The following is a 19572-nucleotide window of genomic DNA, read 5'->3' on the forward strand; positions in this document are numbered from 1 at the left end:
AGTTGCACCAAGTAAAACTCCCCAATCCCTGCCCCAATCCACCCCACCAAAGCCCACCCCGAAAACCCCTCAACCCCGCCCATCCCCAAGGGTATAAATAAGTAACACCAAGCCCCACCCAAGCGCACCCGACACCTGCAGCGCACCATTTCAGTGCCCCGAATGCACCGCAAAAACCACCCGCAAACGGTCAAATGCGTCAAAAGTTATACGGATGCGACATTAAGGTACGTTCGTGCCACCGTTTAACGCCGCCGACTGCTCTGGATCTTGCATTGGGTATGGGGCCTGCATAAGTATCCGCAGGCACGACTCACGAGGTCGTACCTCACAACTAAAAAATGACAACAAATCATGAGGCCAACATGCTTAAACACGCGGTCATTCCGTTTCTAGTCGGCGCAGGCTTGTTAGCCTCCGCACCTTTCGCCACCGCTGCGACTAACCTGGTGTTCTGCTCCGAAGGGAGCCCGGCCGGTTTTGATCCAGGCCAGTACACCACCGGAACCGACTTCGACGCCTCAGCCGAAACCATGTTCAACCGCCTGACCCAGTTCGAGCGCGGCGGCACCGCCGTGATTCCTGGCCTGGCGACCAAGTGGGACATTTCCGACGATGGCCTGACCTACACCTTCCACCTGCGTGAAGGCGTCAAGTTCCACACCACCCCGTATTTCAAGCCGACTCGTGAGTTCAACGCCGACGACGTGCTGTTCACCTTCAATCGCATGATTAACAAGGATGACCCGTTCCGTAAGGCGTACCCGACCGAATTCCCGTACTTCACCGACATGGGGATGGATACCAACATCACCAAGATCGATAAAGTCGACGACCACACCGTCAAGTTCACCCTGAAAGAAGTCGACGCCGCGTTCATCCAGAACATGGCCATGAGCTTCGCGTCCGTGCAGTCCGCCGAATACGCGGCCCAACTGCTCAAGGATGGCAAAGCCGCCGACATCAACCAGAAGCCGATCGGCACCGGCCCGTTCGTGTTCAAGAGCTACCAGAAAGACTCGAACATCCGTTACACCGGCAACAAGGATTACTGGAAACCTGAAGACGTGAAGATCGACAACCTGATCTTCGCCATCACCACCGACCCGTCGGTGCGTATCCAGAAGCTGAAAAAGAACGAGTGCCAGGTCACCCTGTTCCCGCGTCCGGCCGATCTGAAAGCGCTGAAAGAAGACAAGTCCCTGAAGATGCCGGATCAGGCTGGCTTCAACCTGGGCTACATCGCTTACAACGTGATGGACAAGGTCAAGGGCAGCAACGAGGCCAACCCACTGGCTGACCTGCGTGTGCGCCAGGCGCTGGACATGGCCGTGAACAAGCCGCAGATCATCGATTCGGTTTACCAGGGCGCCGGCCAACTGGCGGTCAACGCCATGCCACCGACCCAGTGGTCCTACGACACCACGATCAAGGATGCCAAGTACGACCCTGAGAAAGCCAAACAGCTGCTCAAGGAAGCCGGCGTCAAGGAAGGTACCGAGATCGTCCTGTGGGCGATGCCGGTGCAGCGTCCGTACAACCCGAACGCCAAACTGATGGCTGAAATGCTCCAGTCCGACTGGGCCAAGATCGGCTTGAAAGTGAAGATCACCAGCTACGAGTGGGGCGAGTACATCAAGCGTTCCAAAGGTGGCGAGAACCAGGCCATGATCATTGGCTGGAGCGGTGACAATGGTGATCCGGACAACTGGCTCAACGTTCTGTTCGGCTGCGACTCGCTGAGCGGCAACAACTTCTCCAAGTGGTGCGACAAGAAGTTCGACGGCCTGGTGAAAGAAGCCAAACGCACTACCGACCAGGGCAAGCGCACCGAGCTGTACAAACAGGCGCAACACGTCCTCAAAGATGCAGTTCCAATGACACCTATCGCTCACTCGACGGTGTATCAACCCATGCGCGCCAACGTGCAGGATTTCAAGATCAGCCCATTTGGCCTGAATTCCTTCTACGGCGTCAGCGTCAGCAAGTAAGACATTGCAACGGCGGCGTTTCTGACGTCGCCGTTGCTTTATCTACCGGGAAAAAAGGAAAAGGCCTACACCCAAATCCGCCGCAGATGATTGCTTCGGTATAGGCGCGTCGACTTTTCCTACGAGCATTAAGGCAATTACGTATTTACTGCCAGAGGCACGGTGCCTACCGTCGCGTACTGACCAGTGTCTGCGTGGGCCACCGGTTTTGCCGTACGTATTGGATTGAGCTCAATGCGACCAGAAAGTCCCGGGATAGGGACCCTGACGCATTGCACAACACTAAAAAGAGGGAGCGTCATGCGCCATACCTTGATTTTTTCCGCACTGTTGGGCGCCGGCCTGTTGGCCGCCACGTCTGCAAGCTACGCCGCCAGCGACAGCCTGGTGTTTTGCTCGGAAGGCAGCCCGGCGGGTTTCGATACCGCGCAATACACGACGGCCACCGACAACGACGCCGCCGAGCCGCTGTACAACCGCCTGGTGGAGTTCGAAAAAGGCGCGACCAATGTCGTACCCGGTCTGGCAACCAAGTGGGACATTTCCGAAGATGGCCTGAAATACACCTTTCACCTGCGTGAAGGCGTGAAATTTCACACAACCCCTTACTTCAAGCCGAGCCGCGATTTCAACGCCGACGACGTGCTGTTCACGTTCAATCGCATGCTCGATGCGCAACAGCCGTTCCGCAAGGCCTATCCCACCGAGTTTCCGTACTTCAACGGGATGAGCCTGAACAAGAACATCGCCAAGGTCGAGAAGACCGGGCCGCTGACCGTGGAGTTCACGCTCAACAGTGTTGACGCCGCGTTCATCCAGAACATCGCCATGAGCTTCGCCGCCATTCTGTCTGCCGAATACGCCGACAAACTGCTGGCCGACGGCAAGCCGAGCGACATCAACCAGAAGCCGATCGGCACCGGGCCGTTCGTGTTCAAGAGCTACCAGAAAGACTCGAACATCCGTTACACCGGTAACCCGCAGTACTGGGATCCGAGCCGGGTCAAGCTGAAGAACCTGATTTTCGCGATCAACACCGACGCCTCGGTACGTGTGCAGAAGCTCAAGGCCAACGAGTGCCAGATCACCCTGCACCCGCGCCCCGCCGATGTTGAAGCGCTGAAGGCCGACCCGAAATTGCAACTGATTTCCAAGCCGGGCTTCAACCTCGGCTACATCGCCTACAACGTGCGCCACAAGCCGTTCGATCAACTCGAAGTGCGTCAGGCACTGGACATGGCGGTGAATAAACAGGGAATTCTCAACGCTGTTTATCAAGGCGCCGGCCAACTGGCCGTCAACGCCATGCCGCCGACCCAGTGGTCCTACGATGACACGATCAAGGACGCCGCCTACAACCCGGAAAAAGCCAAGGAACTGCTCAAGGCTGCCGGCGTGAAAGAAGGCACCGAGATCACCCTGTGGGCAATGCCGGTGCAGCGTCCGTACAACCCGAACGCCAAACTGATGGCCGAAATGCTCCAGTCCGACTGGGCCAAGATCGGTCTGAAAGTGAAGATCGTCAGTTACGAATGGGGCGAGTACATCAAGCGCACCAAGAACGGCGAGCACGACGTCAGCCTGATTGGCTGGACCGGTGACAACGGGGATCCGGACAACTGGCTGGGCACGCTGTACAGCTGTGACGCCATCGGCGGCAACAACTACTCCATGTGGTGCGATCCGGCTTACGACAAGCTGATCAAACAGGCCAAGGTCGTCACCGACCGCGACCAGCGCACCGTGCTTTATAAACAGGCCCAGCAATTGCTTAAACAGCAAGTGCCGATCACGCCTGTCGCCCACTCGACGGTCAACCAGCCGTTAAGCACCCGGGTCGAAGGATTCAAAGTCAGCCCGTTCGGCCGCAACGTGTTCTCGGGTGTCAGTATCGATTAACCCAACCGATTAGCCGCAATGCTGAGGGGAGCCGTCTACTCCCCTCACGCAAGCGCTTTGCCTAAATTCGCCAATCCGGCTTTTTGCAAACGTTTGCGATGTGTGAACGAGTTCTAAACCAATAACCGGCATACCAAAAAAAGCCGGGATAAAAAGAAAGTAAAGGAGCTTCACCCATGAAACTGAGCAGCACCGCGATACTGGCTCTGGCCATCAGCAGCATCACCGCCACGGCTTATGCGGAAACCCAGAGCCAGGCGTTCACCCCGGTGACCGTCAACACCAAAAGCGCCCAGGCTGAGGCCACTGGGTTCGTCGAAGGACAGTCGATCACCGGTACGACACGTAACTGGTACGCCAACGAGCAACTGAAGCGCGGCGGCAAATTCTCCTATAAAAAAAATGGTTCTCCGGCCGAAACTGACCGTCGGATCAACTGGGTGCAAGGGACCATCGTCAAGTACAACTCGGGTTTCACCGAGGGCACTGTAGGTATCAGCACCGAAGTTGCGGCATATAATGCAATTGCGCTTGAACGTGATCGTGAAAATCTGGCTTCCGGAAATGGCGGCGCCCCAAAGACGGGCGTGGGATCGGGTAACAACCGCACCCTGACGCACAAGAATAACGGTGAAGCCGTAGATCAGTGGAGCAAGGTAGGCCTTGCCAACATCAAGGCGCGCGTTTCCAACACCACTCTGACTGCCGGTCGTATGAGCTTCAGCAGCCCGCAGGTCGACGTGATCGGCAACCGTGCACTGCCTTCGAGCTTCGAGGGTGTCTCCCTGCACAGTGAAGAGTTGAACAATCTGTCCTTCGACTTGGCCACTTTTGATCGCGTCTCGCCACGATCGGAACAAAGCCTGCAGAAATTCCGCGCCGAGTATGCCAACGGCCGTGTCGAATCCGACAAGGTCAACACCGCCGGTATCAGCTATCAGCCGCTCGAAAGTCTGAAAACCAGTCTATGGGGCACGCAAGTTGAAGATCTGTGGAACCAGTACTACTTCGGCGCCACCCATGAACTGGGTGACAGCAGCGTCCTCGCCCTGACTACCGGTTTCAACTACTACAAAACCGTCGACGAAGGTAAGAAGCTGCTGGGCGACATCGACAACGACACCTACTCGCTGTCGTTCGGACTGACCCACCAAGCGCATAACCTGACCTTCTCCTACCAGCAAGTAAACGGTAACGAGTACTTCGATTACCTGCACGAGACTAACGGTATCTACCTAGCCAACTCCCTGCTGTCGGACTTCAACGGCCCGAACGAGAAATCCTTCCAGGTTTCATACGCCATCAATATGGCCGAGTACGGTGTGCCGGGCCTGAAATTCAACATCTATCAAGCTCGCGGCTGGGGAATCGATGGCACGCACTACAACGGCAACAAAGGCGTTGAAGGCAAAGGCTACGACGGCATCCAGGAACAGGATGGCGAGCACCACTATGAATACGGCATCGGTGCGACCTATGCGGTACAAAGCGGTCCTCTGAAAGCCACCACGATTCGCGGCACCTACACAGCCCACCGTGCGAGCGAGTTCCAATCGGACGGCAGCATCAACGAGTTCCGTCTCGTAACCACCATCCCGTTCAACATTCTGTAAAAACGCCAACCGACGGCTGACTCATGATGAGTCGGCCGTTCGGTTTTCTGTCTTCAACCGATTGCAGAGGGTTATCGATGAAAATGCTTCCCCTACGTGCGGCCATCGCGGCTGCGTTGCTGAGTGTCGCTGTCGGCGCCTCGGCCAAACCCTTGGTGGTCTGCACCGAAGCCAGCCCGGAAGGCTTCGATATGGTCCAGTACACAACTGCAGTCACGGCGGACGCTGTGGCCGAAACCATCTTCAACCGCCTGGCCGATTTCAAACCCGGCACCACCGAGGTGATCCCGGCGCTCGCCGAGTCTTGGGACATCAGCGAAGACGGCCTGACCTACACCTTCCACCTGCGCAAAGGCGTCAAGTTTCACACCACCGAATATTTCAAGCCGACCCGCGACATGAATGCCGACGACGTGGTCTGGAGCTTCCAGCGTCAGCTGGACCCGAATCACCCGTGGCACAAACTGTCGAGCGTAGGCTTCCCGTACTTTGAAAGCATGGGCTTCAAGGAACTGCTCAAAAGCGTAGAAAAAGTCGACGACAACACGGTCAAGTTCACCCTGACCCGTCGCGAAGCGCCGTTCCTGGCCGACATCGCCATGGCCTTCTCGTCGATCTACCCGGCCGAGTACGCCGACCAGTTGCTCAAGGCCAACAAGACCGGCGATCTTAACAACAAGCCGATCGGCACCGGCCCGTTTATCTTCCAGCGCTACGCCAAGGATGCGCAGGTGCGCTTCAAGGCCAACCCGGATTATTTCCGTGGCAAGCCACCGGCCGACGCGTTGATCCTGGCGATCGCCACCGACAACAACGTGCGCCTGCAAAAGCTCAAGGCCAACGAGTGCCAGGTCGCGCTGTATCCGAAACCGGATGACATCCCGAGCATCAAGAAAGACAGCAAGCTGAAAGTCGACGAGCTGGACGCGATGACCGTTTCGTACATCGCCATGAACACCCAGCACAAGTACATGAGCGACGTACGCGTGCGCAAAGCCATCGACATCGCGTTCGACAAGGAAGCCTACGTCAACGCGCTGTTCGGCAAGGGTAACGCGTCGGTGGCGGTCAACCCTTACCCGCCGACCCTGCTCGGCTACAACCATGATCTGAAAAACCCGCCACGCGACCTCGACAAGGCGCGCGCGCTGCTCAAGGAAGCCGGGGTTCCGGAAGGCACCACCTTCACCCTGTTCACCCGCAACGGCGGCGGTCCGACCAACCCCAACCCGATGCTCGGTGCGCAGATGATGCAGGCTGACCTGGCGAAAGTCGGGATCAAGATCGACATCCGCGTGATGGAATGGGGCGAAATGCTCAAGCGCGCCAAGGCCGGCGAGCACGACATGGTCTCGGCCGGATGGGCGGGCGACAACGGCGACCCGGATAACTTCCTGACGCCTATGCTCAGTTGCGAGGCCGCCAAGAACGGCGAAAACTACGCACGCTGGTGCAACGAGAAATTCCAGGCACTGCTGGATGAAGCGCGGGCTAAAGTAGATCCGGCCGAACGCGCCGCGCTCTACGAACAGGCTCAAGTGCTGTTTAATCAGGACCAGCCATGGATCAGCATGGCCCATACTCGGATGTTCACTGCAATGCGCAACAATGTAGAGGGCTACCACATCAGCCCTCTCACCACTAATAACTTCGCCACCACCCAGGTGAAGTAGATAAGAAACGCCCGGCGTCCCTTACCTGAGGGACGCCGGACACGCCTAACCGGCTGATGAGGTACCACACAAGATGTTTAGTTTTATTGCCCGCCGACTGGGGTTGTTGATCCCCACGTTTTTCGGCATCACCTTGCTGACTTTCGCGTTGATTCGCATGATTCCGGGCGACCCCGTGGAAGTGATGATGGGCGAACGTCGGGTCGACCCCGAAATGCACGCTCAGGCAATGGAACGCCTGGGGCTGAACAAGCCGCTGTATGCCCAGTATCTGGACTACATCGGCAAACTGGCTCAGGGCGATCTCGGTGAGTCGTTGCGTACCCGTGAAAGTGTGTGGACCGAGTTCACCTCTCTTTTCCCGGCGACCCTGGAACTGTCCATGGCCGCCCTGCTGTTCGCTGGCATCCTCGGGCTTCTGGCCGGGGTGATCGCGGCACTCAAACGAGGATCGCTGTTCGACCACGGGGTGATGGGCATCTCCCTCGCGGGCTATTCGATGCCGATCTTCTGGTGGGGCCTGATCCTGATCATGTTCTTCTCGGTGAGCCTGGGCTGGACCCCGGTGTCCGGGCGCATCGACCTGCTGTATGACATCGAGCCGAAAACCGGCTTCATGCTGATCGACACGCTGCTGGCCGATGACGTCGGCGCGTTCTTCGACGCCCTGCACCACCTGATCCTGCCGGCCATCGTGCTCGGTACCATTCCGCTGGCGGTAATCGCGCGGATGACCCGTTCGTCGATGCTCGAAGTGCTGCGCGAAGACTACATCCGCACCGCCAAGGCCAAAGGCCTGTCGCCGTCGCGCGTGGTGTTCGTGCACGGTCTGCGCAATGCGCTGATTCCGGTGCTGACGGTTGTAGGTCTGCAAGTCGGTACTTTGCTGGCCGGTGCGGTCCTGACCGAAACCATCTTCTCCTGGCCCGGCATCGGTAAATGGCTGATCGAAGCCATCGGCGCCCGGGACTATCCGGTGGTGCAAAACGGCATCCTGTTAATCGCCTGCCTGGTGATTCTGGTCAACTTCGTAGTGGACATCCTCTACGGCTTTGCCAACCCACGCATCCGTCATCAGCGCTGAGGTCAATACCCATGAGCACTCCAACATCCTCAGTAGCCACCGCCACGTCCGCCGTGGATCAAAGCCTGCTGTACCCGTCGCCGTACAAAGAATTCTGGCAAGCGTTCTCGAAGAACAAGGGCGCCGTTGCCGGCCTGCTGTTCATGCTGCTGATCATCTTCTGCGCGATTTTCGCGCCGTGGGTCGCGCCGCATAATCCGAGCGAGCAATACCGTGACTTCCTGCTGACGCCACCGGCGTGGCTCGAAGGCGGGCAGATGCAGTTCCTGCTCGGCACCGATGAACTCGGCCGTGACCTGCTGTCGCGTCTGATCCAGGGTTCGCGCCTGTCGCTGCTGATCGGCTTGTCGTCGGTGGTGATGTCGCTGATTCCGGGGATCCTGCTGGGTCTGTTTGCCGGTTTCTTCCCGAAAGTGGTCGGCCCGACCATCATGCGTCTGATGGACATCATGCTGGCCCTGCCGTCGCTGCTGCTGGCCGTGGCGATTGTCGCCATCCTCGGCCCTGGCCTGATCAACACCGTGATCGCGATTGCCGTGGTTTCCCTGCCGTCCTACGTGCGTCTGACCCGTGCCGCCGTCATGGGCGAACTGAACCGCGACTACGTCACCGCCGCGCGTCTGGCCGGTGCCGGTCTGCCGCGCCTGATGTTCATCACCGTGCTGCCCAACTGCATGGCGCCGCTGATCGTGCAGGCAACCCTGAGCTTCTCCTCGGCGATTCTCGATGCCGCCGCACTGGGCTTCCTCGGCCTCGGCGTACAACCGCCAACCCCTGAGTGGGGCACCATGCTGGCCTCGGCCCGCGACTACATCGAACGCGCCTGGTGGGTGGTGAGCCTGCCTGGTCTGACCATTTTGCTCAGCGTGCTGGCAATCAACTTGATGGGCGACGGCCTGCGCGATGCGCTGGACCCGAAACTCAAGAACGCCGCCTGAGGAGATTCAAATGTCACTGCTAGAAATCAAGAATCTCAACGTCCGCTTCGGCGACAAGACCGCGACCCCGGTGGTCGACGGCCTCGACCTGAAAGTCGACAAAGGCGAAGTATTGGCCATCGTTGGCGAGTCGGGTTCGGGTAAATCCGTGACCATGATGGCGCTGATGGGCCTGATCGAGCATCCCGGCATCGTCACCGCTGACTCGCTCAGCTTCGACGGCAAGGACATGCTCAAGCTGAGCAACCGTCAGCGTCGGCAGATCGTCGGCAAAGATCTGTCGATGGTCTTCCAGGACCCGATGACCGCACTGAACCCGAGCTACACCGTCGGTTTCCAGATCGAGGAAGTGCTACGCCTGCACCTGAAAATGTCCGGCAAGCAAGCGCGCAAGCGTGCCATCGAACTGCTGGAAAAAGTCGAGATCCCCGGCGCCGCCAGCCGCATGGACGCCTATCCGCATCAACTGTCTGGCGGTATGAGCCAGCGCGTCGCGATCGCCATGGCGATTGCCGGCGAGCCGAAACTGTTGATCGCCGACGAACCGACCACGGCGCTGGACGTAACGATTCAGGCGCAGATCATGGATCTGCTGCTGGCGTTGCAGAAAGAGCAGAACATGGGCCTGGTGCTGATCACTCACGACCTCGCGGTCGTGGCGGAAACTGCCCAGCGCGTCTGCGTGATGTACGCCGGCCAAGCGGTGGAAGTCGGCCAGGTGCCGCAGCTGTTCGACATCCCGGCACACCCGTACAGCGAAGCACTGCTCAAGGCGATTCCCGAGCACAGCCTCGGCGCCTCACGCCTGTCGACCTTGCCGGGCATCGTCCCGGGCCGTTACGACCGACCGCAGGGTTGCCTGCTGTCGCCGCGCTGCCCGTATGTGCAGGACAACTGCCGCACCCAGCGTCCGGGCCTTGATCCGAAAGCCAACAGCCTCGCCCGCTGCTTCTACCCGCTGAACCAGGAGGTGGCGTAATGGCCGTCGTACTTACCGCCCGCGACCTGACCCGTCACTACGAAGTCTCCCGTGGCCTGTTCAAGGGCCACGCCACCGTGCGCGCGCTCAACGGCGTGTCGTTCGAACTGGAAGCCGGCAAGACCCTCGCCGTAGTGGGTGAGTCGGGCTGCGGCAAATCCACCCTCGCCCGCGCCCTGACGCTGATCGAAGAGCCGTCGTCGGGTTCGCTGCAGATCGCCGGCCAGGAAGTCGCCGGCGCCGACAAGGCCGAGCGCAAGCAACTGCGCAAAGACGTGCAGATGGTGTTTCAGAGCCCGTATGCGTCGTTGAACCCACGGCAGAAAATCGGTGATCAATTGGCCGAGCCGTTGCTGATCAACACCAAGCTGTCGGCCAGCGAACGTCGCGAGAAAGTCCAGGCGATGATGAAGCAGGTCGGCTTGCGGCCCGAGCATTACCAGCGCTATCCGCACATGTTCTCCGGCGGTCAGCGCCAGCGTATCGCTCTGGCGCGGGCAATGATGCTGCAACCGAAAGTGCTGGTCGCGGACGAACCGACTTCGGCGCTGGACGTATCGATTCAGGCCCAGGTGCTGAACCTGTTCATGGATTTGCAGCAGGAGTTCAACACCGCCTACGTGTTCATCTCGCACAACCTCGCGGTGGTGCAGCACGTGGCCGATGACGTGATGGTGATGTACCTCGGCCGCCCGGTGGAATTGGGTCCGAAGAACGACATCTACGAGCGCCCGCTGCACCCGTATACCCAAGCGCTGCTGTCGGCGACCCCGACGATTCACCCGGACCCGAACAAGCCGAAAATCAAGATCGTCGGCGAACTGCCCAACCCGCTGAACCCGCCACCGGGCTGCGCTTTCCACAAGCGCTGCCCGTACGCGACCGAGCGTTGCACCACGGAAGAACCGCTGTTGCGTGAGCTGGATAATCGGCAGGTGGCCTGCCACTACGCCGAGCAGTTTCTCGACGGCGCGGCGTAGGCCCACGAAATATCTCATGTGGGAGCGAGCCTGCTCGCGAAGGCGTCATTTCGGTCAACATCATCGGTGACTGATTAACCGCTTTCGCGAGCAGGCTCGCTCCCACAGGGAATTCGTGTTGATTCAAGAGTTCACGCGATAACAAAACCCCTTCCACCTCCATTGCGCATCAGTCGAGGCAGAAGGGGTTTTTCTTTGGCCGGCGATCTATGTCTGGCTATCGCCTTCGTCACCCGGATCATCGGTGTCCGGCTCGTCGGTCGTCGAGTCATCATCTTCGGCGCTGCCACCCTGATTCATATCTCCCGGCTCCGACTCGGATTTGGCCAGCATCAGCCCGCTATGCCCGACCTGCCCATTGAACGCCTGAGATTCGTGATCCTCGCACTCGGCCCACGCCGTTGCGGTGCCGAGGGATAGCATCACCATCACTTTCAACAACATCAAAACCCGTAGCAATCTGCTTTTCATGGCCGACTCCATCCTGTTGCGCTAAGACATGCTTGCCGGACTGGCTCCGTGTGAAATCTAGTTGCGATCCGACCGGCTCACCACTTAGGACGCGACCGCGCAGGCAGAAATGCCATCGACCGCCAGATTGCTTTCGAATAACCCCGATAACCGAATCAGCTAAGCGCCGCGCGTGGCCTGCCAGGTCAGTGGAATGGAGATCAGCACCAGCAGCGCGCTCATCAACCAGACACTGTGCCCGCCAAACTGGCCATACAGCTGACCGCTGAGCACCGGCGACAACAGCGCGCTGGCACTCCAGCTCATGAAGAACAGCCCGAAGTACTGACCGCTCTTGCCGCTCTGCGCAAAGTGCATCGCCAGCACATTCAGTGGCGGCATGAACAGCGCCTCGCCCAGCGTCCAGATCAGCGTCGACAGACAGACAAAAGCCAAGCCGGAACCGAACGGCAACATGCCCAGCCCACAGGCCAACAGGACACTGCCAACGAGCATCTGCCAACGCGAGCCCCAGCGTTCGACCGAGTGCGACAGCGGGATTTGTAAAGCGATCACCAACAGCGCATTGAGCCCGAACTGCCAGCCGATCGCCTCTGTGCTCAGGTGGTAGTAATCACGCAGATAATTGCCCAGCGTGCTGTAGACCGTGTCGAACGCAATGCCGAGCACGGCCGTCGCCGCCAGCAGCCAGAGGAACGGCTTGTCGCGAAGCGGCACGCTCGAGCCATCGGCGGATTCGTCTCCAACCACCAGCACCGGCCGCCGCCACGTTGTGCGCACGAACCACAGCAACGCCAGCATCGTCATCGCTGCACTGGCAAAAAACACCCAACGAAAATCCGCCTGCGCCAACACCCCACCCGCCACCCCGGCAGCGGCCATGCCCAGATTACGCGCGACCCGACTAAGGGCCTGCGCACGCGAGCGTTGCGCGACTTCGCAATACTCCATGATCAGCCGCTGATGCAACGTCCGAATCGCCCCATCGATGACACCGCTAAGCAATAGCAAACCGGCGAGCCAAGGCACCTGCTTCACCAGCCCCAACAGCATCAGCACCCACACCGAAACGAAAAACAGCGCCGCCGTCAGCCGCGCCGTGCGCACATGATCACTGAGCAAGCCCCCGAGCATCGAACCGACCAGCAACCCAGCGCCATAGGCCGACAGCAACCAGCCGACGGTTTCAATCGCCAGCCCCAGTTCCTGACGCAAGTACAGCGCCATGAAGAGTTTGACCATGGCGCTGAGGCGGTTGATGAACAATAGAGCCGCGAGGACCCAGGCCATGGGGGTGAAATAGCCGTTGGGGCGCAGGAGTTGGGTCAGTCCTTTGAGCATGTAACGTCCGATGGGCGCGAGGGTTTGATGAACAGTAGACGGCTTGGATTGGAATGTCGTGGGGGTGAGGTCAGCGGAAGTAAAAGCAGAGTATGGCTACGACGTAGAGGGAAAACGCTTTACGGAAAAATCGCCGCGCCCGGATTCAACTTGATTTTTCACGCGGCGTTAAAGATCAAAAGCCCCTCACCCTAACCCTCTCCCGGAGGGAGAGGGGACTGACCGGGTCGCTTGGGCAAGGTACGCCGACCTGAAATACCGAGCCGAACTCGGGATTTGGACAGATCATCAATCGGCCCCCTCTCCCTCGGGAGAGGGCTGGGCGGGCGGCGTTCCGATGAGGGGCGAATCCAACACAGATCCAAAGCAGACCACACGCTTCTCACCACTCAAAACAATGAGCGCAAGCTCGAGTGCCTTTGATCTTGCTTTTGATCCACGGGCGACGTCGGAAGGCTGAGTGGAGGGATTGATCCGGGCGTGGGAGCGCAGCGACCGTTCGACGAAGTCGAACACAGCGGAAGGAGGTGCAGCGAAGCAAACCGGAGCCGCTGCGCCCGGATCGATCCCGGAGCGAAGGAACCCGAGCCTGCGAGGGCCGAACGCAGGAGCAAGCGTTTTTTGCTTACTTTTTTAGGCGCTTGTAAAAAAGTAAGTCGCCGTAAGGGCGAAACCGCCAGCCGCAGCCCCCGCAGCAACGGATATTCACCCAAAACCCCAACAGCCTGGTCGGCCCAACGGCCGCCAAGACCAAAAGCGGCAGCCCATAAAAAAGCCCCCAAGGCCTACACCTCAGGGGCTTTCAGAAAAACACCTCAAACCTTAATGATGCTCACGCGTCGCGCGGAATTTCACATCCGGCCAGCGCTCTTCCATCAACGCCAGATTCACCCGCGTCGGCGCCAGGTAAGTCAGGTGACCACCGCCATCCAGCGCGAGGTTCTCCACCGCCTTGTTGGAAAATTCCTCAAGCTTCTTCTTGTCGTCGCACTCGATCCAGCGCGCCGAATACACAGTGATCGGCTCATACGAGCACTCGACCTTGTATTCCTCTTTCAAGCGGCTGGCGACCACATCGAACTGCAGTACACCGACGGCGCCAAGAATGATGTCGTTGCTGCGCTCCGGGAAGAACACCTGCGTCGCGCCCTCTTCCGCCAACTGCTGCAGGCCCTGACGCAACTGCTTGGACTTCAGCGGATCACGCAGACGCACGCGACGGAACAGTTCCGGGGCGAAGTGCGGAATACCGGTGAAACCAAGGACTTCGCCTTCGCTGAAGGTGTCGCCGATCTGGATCGTACCGTGGTTGTGCAGACCGATGATGTCGCCAGCGTAGGCTTCTTCGAGCTGTTCACGCTCGGAAGAGAAGAACGTCAGGGCGTCGCCGATGCGCACGTCCTTGCCGGTACGCACGTGGCGCATCTTCATGCCTTTTTCGTACTTGCCGGAGCAGATACGCATGAAGGCGATGCGGTCGCGGTGTTTCGGGTCCATGTTCGCCTGGATCTTGAAGATGAAGCCCGAGAACTTCTCTTCCACTGGCTCGACAGTACGCTCGTTGGCCACACGGGCCAGCGGACGCGGCGCCCAATCGACGACAGCATCGAGCACGTGGTCGACACCGAAGTTGCCCAGCGCCGTACCGAAGAACACCGGGGTCAGTTGGCCGTCGAGGAATTCCTGCTGGTTGAATTCGTGGCAGGCGCCCTGCACCAGTTCCAGCTGTTCGATGAAGCGCTCGTACTCATCGCCCAGGTGCGCGCGCGCCTCGTCGGAGTCGAGCTTCTCGATGATCTTGGTTTCGGTGCGTTCGTGACCGTGACCGGCGGTGTAGACAATGATGTAGTCGTCGGCCAGGTGATACACGCCCTTGAAATCGCGGTAGCAACCGATCGGCCAGGTGATCGGCGCAGCCTTGATCTTCAGGACTGCTTCGATTTCGTCGAGCAGTTCGATCGGGTCGCGAATGTCACGGTCGAGTTTGTTGATGAAGCTGACGATCGGCGTGTCACGCAGACGGCAGACGTCCATCAGCGCAATGGTCCGTGGCTCTACGCCCTTACCGCCGTCGAGCACCATCAATGCCGAGTCCACCGCTGTCAGGGTGCGGTAGGTGTCTTCGGAGAAGTCTTCGTGGCCCGGGGTGTCGAGCAGGTTGATCATGTGTTCGCGATAGGGGAACTGCATGACCGACGTGGTAATGGAAATACCCCGCTGCTTCTCCATCTCCATCCAGTCGGATGTCGCATGGCGATCGGATTTGCGGGATTTCACCGTACCGGCCACTGCAATCGCCTTGCCCATCAACAGGAGCTTTTCGGTGATTGTGGTTTTACCGGCATCGGGGTGGGAAATAATGGCGAAAGTGCGGCGTTTCGCGACTTCGGCGGCCTGTTGGGTCATGGGAAATCGCCTGGCGGTGATTCAAAAAAGGGCCGCGATTATAGCCCAACTCGCCGCAATAACCGAACCGTTGAGCACATTAAGGGTGGCCAAATGCTGCCGCAGATGGGAACCTTTTAAAGCACGGAGACGTCCATCCCCTGTTACGAACTTTCGTCAGGGGCTGAAAAATCAGCAAGTTAGCCTGACGAGGCTGCGCTCATGGCTCGCTTTCAGACCGCTTTGCCGGCTCTGAAAAACGGCTACTTTTCGCGAACGACGCTCCCGGCAGCCAAGGCTTGGCATGCCACACGGGACTGCGCTCGCCGACTACAAAAAAAGGAGTCCGCCTGTGGCTATCCGCTATGGCAAAGGGCTGATGGGAGGTGCGGTGGTGATCGCGCTCCTGGCCCTGCTGGTCCACTGGATCGGCATCAACACGATCGAACACTACCGCGACGATTTGTTGTTTTACCTGCAAGCTCATCTGATTCTCGTCCTCGCTTCCATGCTGGCCGCCCTTGTCGTGGGCATTCCCGCCGGTATCTTCCTCAGCCGCCCGAGCATGGTCGGCCGCGCCGAACGCTTCATGCAAATCTTCAATATCGGCAATACCGTGCCACCGCTGGCCGTGCTCGCGATTGCGCTGGGCATCCTCGGCATCGGCAGTGGTCCGGCAATCTTCGCGCTGTTCCTCGCCTCGCTGTTGCCGATTGTGCGCAACACCTATGAAGGCCTGAAAAATGTTCAGGGCTCGCTGAAAGAAGCCGCTGTCGGCATCGGCATGACGCCGCGCCAAGTGCTGTGGAAAGTCGAATTGCCCAACGCCGTGCCGATCATCGTCGGTGGCGTGCGGGTCGCACTGGCGATCAACGTCGGCACTGCGCCGCTGGCGTTCCTGATCGGCGCCAACAGCCTCGGCAGCCTGATCTTCCCCGGCATCGCCCTGAACAATCAGCCGCAACTGCTGCTCGGCGCCGCGTGCACCGCGCTGTTGGCGCTGTTGCTCGATGGCGTGGTCACCCTCGCCAGCCGTCTCTGGCTGGAACGCGGTCTGCGCCCGTCTTAAGGCTTTGCGAAGGAATATTTATGAAACGACTTAGCTTGATCTTAGGCTGCGTCCTGCTGTTCGCAGGAATCGCGCAAGCCGCTGAAAAACCGGTCATCCGCCTCGGCGCCCGGGTCTTCACAGAGCAGACCCTGCTCGCCGAAATCACCGCGCAATACCTGCGCAGCAAAGGCTACGACGCGCAAATCACCGGCGGTCTGGGCAGCAACCTCGCGCGCAGCGCCCACGAAAGTGGCCAGCTGGACCTGCTCTGGGAATACACCGGCGTGTCGCTGGTGGCCTATAACCACGTCACTGAAAAACTCGACAGCGCGCAGTCCTACGCCCGGGTCAAAGAACTCGACGCGAAAAAAGGCCTGATCTGGCTGACGCCGTCGAAATTCAGCAACACCTACGCCCTCGCTCTGCCGAAAAAAATCGCCGAGCAATATCCGCAGATCGGCAACATCAGCCAGCTCAACGAAGTGCTGCGCGCCGAGGCCAAGACCAACCACTTGGTGGCGCTGGACACCGAGTTCGCCAACCGCTCCGACGGTCTCGACGGCATGGTCAAGCTCTACGACATGAACCTGACCCGCAAGAACATCCGCCAGATGGACGCCGGCCTGGTCTACACCGCGCTACGCAACGGTCAGGTGTTTGCCGGTCTGGTCTACACCACCGATGGCCGTCTCAACGCCTTCGGCCTGAAATTGCTGGAAGACGACAAGCATTACTTCCCCGACTACACCGCCGCTCCCGTGGTGCGTCAGGCCACGCTGGATGCCAACCCGAAACTGGCCGAACAACTCAAGCCGCTGGCCGAACTGTTCGACGACGAAACCATGCGCCAGCTCAACGCGCGGGTCGACGTCGACCACGAGAGCCCTTCGTCCGTTGCCGCCGATTTCCTGCGCCAGCATCCACTGAATTAAGAGAGGAGAAGTCATGGAATTTCTGAACGCCTTTTCCCATCTCGACTGGCAGCAGGTGATGCACCTGACCTGGCAGCACATCACTCTGGTCGGCATCGCCGTGACCCTGGCGATCGTCATCGGCGTGCCGCTGGGCATCCTGATGACACGCTTCCCCACCCTCGCCGGCCCGCTGCAGGCCAGCGCCACGGTGCTGCTGACCGTGCCGTCGATCGCCCTGTTCGGTCTGCTGCTGCCGTTCTATTCCAAGTTCGGCCAGGGCCTGGGGCCGCTGCCGGCGATCACCGCCGTGTTCCTTTATTCGCTGCTGCCGATCATGCGCAACACCTACCTCGCCCTGACCGGCGTTGAACCGGGCATCCGCGAAGCTGCGCGCGGCATCGGCATGACCTTCGGCCAGCGCCTGCGCATGGTCGAACTGCCGATTGCGGTGCCAGTGATCCTCGCTGGCGTGCGCACCGCCGTGGTGATGAACATCGGCGTGATGACCATCGCCGCGACCATCGGCGCCGGCGGCCTCGGTGTGTTGATCCTCGCCTCCATCAGCCGCAGTGACATGTCGATGCTTATTGTCGGCGCGCTGCTGGTCAGTCTTCTGGCGATCTTCGCCGACCTGTTTCTCCAATGGCTGCAACGCTCGTTGACTCCAAAAGGACTCCTGAAATGATCGAACTTCAAAACCTCAGCAAAACTTTCCAAAGCAACGGCAAAGATGTCAAAGCCGTGGATTCGGTAAGCCTGACCGTCAATGAAGGCGAGATCTGCGTGTTCCTCGGGCCATCGGGTTGCGGCAAAAGCACCACGCTGAAAATGATCAACCGCCTGATCAAACCGACCTCGGGCAAGATCCTCATCAACGGCGAAGACACCACCGATCTCGACGAGGTGACCCTGCGCCGCAACATCGGCTATGTGATCCAGCAGATCGGTCTGTTCCCGAACATGACCATCGAAGAAAACATCGTCGTGGTGCCGAAACTGCTCGGCTGGGACAAACAGAAATGCCACGACCGCGCCCGCGAACTGATGAGCATGATCAAGCTCGAGCCCAAGCAGTATCTGCATCGCTACCCGCGTGAACTGTCCGGTGGTCAGCAACAGCGTATCGGCGTGATCCGCGCCTTGGCCGCTGATGCGCCGCTGCTGTTGATGGACGAGCCGTTTGGCGCGGTCGACCCGATCAACCGCGAGATGATCCAGAACGAATTCTTCGAGATGCAACGCGCGCTGAACAAGACCGTAATCATGGTCAGCCACGACATCGACGAAGCCATCAAACTGGGCGACAAGATCGCCATTTTCCGCGCCGGCAAACTGCTGCAGATCGACCACCCGGACACCCTGCTCGCGCATCCGGCGGATGATTTCGTCAGCAATTTCGTCGGTCAGGACAGCACGCTCAAACGCCTGCTGTTGGTGAAAGCCGAAGACGCGGCGGACAACGCGCCGTCGGTAAGTCCGGAGACGCCAGTGGCCGATGCGCTGGAATTGATGGACGAGCACGACCGTCGCTACGTGGTGGTTACCTGCGCCGAGAACAAGGCGCTGGGTTACGTGCGCCGTCGCGACCTGCATCGCCAGACCGGCACCTGCGCGCAATTCCTGCGCGAGTTCAACGCCACCGCAGCGTACGACGAACACCTGCGCATCCTGTTGTCGCGCATGTACGAGTTCAACCGCGCCTGGCTGCCGGTGATGGATGCCGAACGGGTATTCCTCGGTGAAGTGACGCAGGAATCGATCGCGGCGTACCTGAGCTCGGGACGTTCGCGCGGAATGAAGACCAGTATCGTCTCGCCGGCTGAGACCGTGGTCGCGTAAACCATCTACGCGGTTGAAACCCGATCCCTGTGGGAGCGAGCCTGCTCGCGAAAGCGCAATATCAGTCGACGCTGATGGCGGCTGTGAAAATGCCTTCGCGAGCAGGCTCGCTCCCACAGGATCTACGTAATTTTGTTGATCTTCACTGGGTGACAAAGAATCTCAACAGCCTCTCCTGCAAGAGCGTCGTCAATTCAGCTTCTTCAAGGTCCAAATCCCCCTTCAACACCCTCTCTCGACGCCAACGTCGCCGATGTTGCCGCTATCACACTTACCTGTGATCTAGCCGACAAAAGCCACGAACGTGCAGATATGTTTAACACTCGAAAATTCGCCGGGAACATCTGCCCGTCATCTCGGTCGGGTAGAAGGAGTGATGAACGCGACGCACGTCAGAAGCGTGCAAAAACGCGA

The 19572-nt window shown here is 59.3% G+C and carries 15 protein-coding genes; 12 read left to right on the forward strand and 3 right to left on the reverse strand.

Features of this window, described 5'->3' with window-relative positions:
• The first annotated feature begins 365 nt into the window (after positions 1-365).
• From J2Y39_RS25275 to J2Y39_RS25310, 8 genes are all read left to right on the forward strand, one after another.
• Positions 366-1991 (forward strand): ABC transporter substrate-binding protein, encoded by a 1626-nt coding sequence (locus tag J2Y39_RS25275; protein ID WP_016771716.1) that lies wholly within the window; start codon positions 366-368, stop codon positions 1989-1991.
• A 300-nt stretch (positions 1992-2291) separates the two neighbouring features.
• Positions 2292-3890, forward strand: coding sequence for an ABC transporter substrate-binding protein (locus tag J2Y39_RS25280; RefSeq protein WP_122707559.1), 1599 nt, complete (start codon positions 2292-2294; stop codon positions 3888-3890).
• A 176-nt stretch (positions 3891-4066) separates the two neighbouring features.
• Positions 4067-5503, forward strand: coding sequence for an OprD family porin (locus J2Y39_RS25285; RefSeq protein ID WP_056782911.1), 1437 nt, complete (start codon positions 4067-4069; stop codon positions 5501-5503).
• A gap of 77 nt (positions 5504-5580) precedes the next feature.
• Positions 5581-7176: an ABC transporter substrate-binding protein gene (locus tag J2Y39_RS25290; RefSeq protein ID WP_024011590.1), complete on the forward strand. Its 1596-nt coding sequence runs from the start codon at positions 5581-5583 to the stop codon at positions 7174-7176.
• Positions 7177-7249: 73 nt separating this feature from the next.
• Positions 7250-8260, forward strand: a complete 1011-nt coding sequence (locus J2Y39_RS25295; RefSeq protein ID WP_016771720.1) for an ABC transporter permease subunit — start codon at positions 7250-7252, stop codon at positions 8258-8260.
• Positions 8261-8271: 11 nt separating this feature from the next.
• A complete protein-coding gene (locus J2Y39_RS25300; protein WP_016771721.1) occupies positions 8272-9198 on the forward strand; it encodes an ABC transporter permease subunit in 927 nt (308 codons plus the stop codon).
• A 10-nt stretch (positions 9199-9208) separates the two neighbouring features.
• The gene (locus J2Y39_RS25305; RefSeq protein ID WP_016771722.1) at positions 9209-10177 is read left to right on the forward strand and encodes an ABC transporter ATP-binding protein; all 969 of its coding nucleotides are present in this window, start codon (positions 9209-9211) and stop codon (positions 10175-10177) included.
• Positions 10177-11157, forward strand: coding sequence for a peptide ABC transporter ATP-binding protein (locus J2Y39_RS25310; protein WP_095180366.1), 981 nt, complete (start codon positions 10177-10179; stop codon positions 11155-11157). The genes J2Y39_RS25305 and J2Y39_RS25310 overlap by 1 nt, the downstream gene beginning before the upstream one ends.
• A 207-nt stretch (positions 11158-11364) precedes the next feature.
• Here J2Y39_RS25310 and J2Y39_RS25315 read toward each other — a convergent pair whose 3' ends face one another.
• From J2Y39_RS25315 to J2Y39_RS25325, 3 genes are all read right to left on the reverse strand, one after another.
• Positions 11365-11628: a hypothetical protein gene (locus J2Y39_RS25315; protein WP_056782908.1), complete on the reverse strand. Its 264-nt coding sequence runs from the start codon at positions 11626-11628 to the stop codon at positions 11365-11367.
• A 159-nt stretch (positions 11629-11787) separates the two neighbouring features.
• Positions 11788-12969, reverse strand: a complete 1182-nt coding sequence (locus J2Y39_RS25320; protein ID WP_310220306.1) for an MFS transporter — start codon at positions 12967-12969, stop codon at positions 11788-11790.
• A gap of 822 nt (positions 12970-13791) precedes the next feature.
• Positions 13792-15375: a peptide chain release factor 3 gene (locus tag J2Y39_RS25325; protein WP_016771727.1), complete on the reverse strand. Its 1584-nt coding sequence runs from the start codon at positions 15373-15375 to the stop codon at positions 13792-13794.
• 358 nt (positions 15376-15733) lie between these two features.
• Between J2Y39_RS25325 and J2Y39_RS25330 the strand changes: the two genes are divergently transcribed.
• The 4 genes from J2Y39_RS25330 to J2Y39_RS25345 are packed head-to-tail and all read left to right on the forward strand — an operon-like array spanning position 15734 to position 19158.
• The gene (locus J2Y39_RS25330; protein ID WP_166554532.1) at positions 15734-16423 is read left to right on the forward strand and encodes an ABC transporter permease; all 690 of its coding nucleotides are present in this window, start codon (positions 15734-15736) and stop codon (positions 16421-16423) included.
• A gap of 20 nt (positions 16424-16443) precedes the next feature.
• Positions 16444-17337 (forward strand): glycine betaine ABC transporter substrate-binding protein, encoded by an 894-nt coding sequence (locus J2Y39_RS25335; RefSeq protein WP_236169299.1) that lies wholly within the window; start codon positions 16444-16446, stop codon positions 17335-17337.
• A gap of 13 nt (positions 17338-17350) precedes the next feature.
• Positions 17351-18004: an ABC transporter permease gene (locus J2Y39_RS25340; protein WP_039759484.1), complete on the forward strand. Its 654-nt coding sequence runs from the start codon at positions 17351-17353 to the stop codon at positions 18002-18004.
• A complete protein-coding gene (locus J2Y39_RS25345; protein ID WP_016771732.1) occupies positions 18001-19158 on the forward strand; it encodes a betaine/proline/choline family ABC transporter ATP-binding protein in 1158 nt (385 codons plus the stop codon). The genes J2Y39_RS25340 and J2Y39_RS25345 overlap by 4 nt, the downstream gene beginning before the upstream one ends.
• Positions 19159-19572: the final 414 nt, after the last annotated feature.

Source organism: Pseudomonas sp. 2957 (genome assembly GCF_031456345.1).
Taxonomy (GTDB): domain Bacteria; phylum Pseudomonadota; class Gammaproteobacteria; order Pseudomonadales; family Pseudomonadaceae; genus Aquipseudomonas; species Aquipseudomonas siliginis.

What these genes read in the sequence shown, in the direction of transcription:
- J2Y39_RS25285 (WP_056782911.1), top strand. Translation starts at nt 4,067, where the DNA reads ATGAAACTGAGCAGCACCGCGATACTGGCTCTGGCCATCAGCAGCATC.
- J2Y39_RS25320 (WP_310220306.1), bottom strand. Translation starts at nt 12,969, where the DNA reads ATGCTCAAAGGACTGACCCAACTCCTGCGCCCCAACGGCTATTTCACC.
- J2Y39_RS25340 (WP_039759484.1), top strand. Translation starts at nt 17,351, where the DNA reads ATGGAATTTCTGAACGCCTTTTCCCATCTCGACTGGCAGCAGGTGATG.
- J2Y39_RS25305 (WP_016771722.1), top strand. Translation starts at nt 9,209, where the DNA reads ATGTCACTGCTAGAAATCAAGAATCTCAACGTCCGCTTCGGCGACAAG.
- J2Y39_RS25325 (WP_016771727.1), bottom strand. Translation starts at nt 15,375, where the DNA reads ATGACCCAACAGGCCGCCGAAGTCGCGAAACGCCGCACTTTCGCCATT.
- J2Y39_RS25335 (WP_236169299.1), top strand. Translation starts at nt 16,444, where the DNA reads ATGAAACGACTTAGCTTGATCTTAGGCTGCGTCCTGCTGTTCGCAGGA.
- J2Y39_RS25295 (WP_016771720.1), top strand. Translation starts at nt 7,250, where the DNA reads ATGTTTAGTTTTATTGCCCGCCGACTGGGGTTGTTGATCCCCACGTTT.
- J2Y39_RS25310 (WP_095180366.1), top strand. Translation starts at nt 10,177, where the DNA reads ATGGCCGTCGTACTTACCGCCCGCGACCTGACCCGTCACTACGAAGTC.
- J2Y39_RS25290 (WP_024011590.1), top strand. Translation starts at nt 5,581, where the DNA reads ATGAAAATGCTTCCCCTACGTGCGGCCATCGCGGCTGCGTTGCTGAGT.
- J2Y39_RS25315 (WP_056782908.1), bottom strand. Translation starts at nt 11,628, where the DNA reads ATGAAAAGCAGATTGCTACGGGTTTTGATGTTGTTGAAAGTGATGGTG.
- J2Y39_RS25300 (WP_016771721.1), top strand. Translation starts at nt 8,272, where the DNA reads ATGAGCACTCCAACATCCTCAGTAGCCACCGCCACGTCCGCCGTGGAT.
- J2Y39_RS25280 (WP_122707559.1), top strand. Translation starts at nt 2,292, where the DNA reads ATGCGCCATACCTTGATTTTTTCCGCACTGTTGGGCGCCGGCCTGTTG.
- J2Y39_RS25345 (WP_016771732.1), top strand. Translation starts at nt 18,001, where the DNA reads ATGATCGAACTTCAAAACCTCAGCAAAACTTTCCAAAGCAACGGCAAA.
- J2Y39_RS25330 (WP_166554532.1), top strand. Translation starts at nt 15,734, where the DNA reads ATGGGAGGTGCGGTGGTGATCGCGCTCCTGGCCCTGCTGGTCCACTGG.
- J2Y39_RS25275 (WP_016771716.1), top strand. Translation starts at nt 366, where the DNA reads ATGCTTAAACACGCGGTCATTCCGTTTCTAGTCGGCGCAGGCTTGTTA.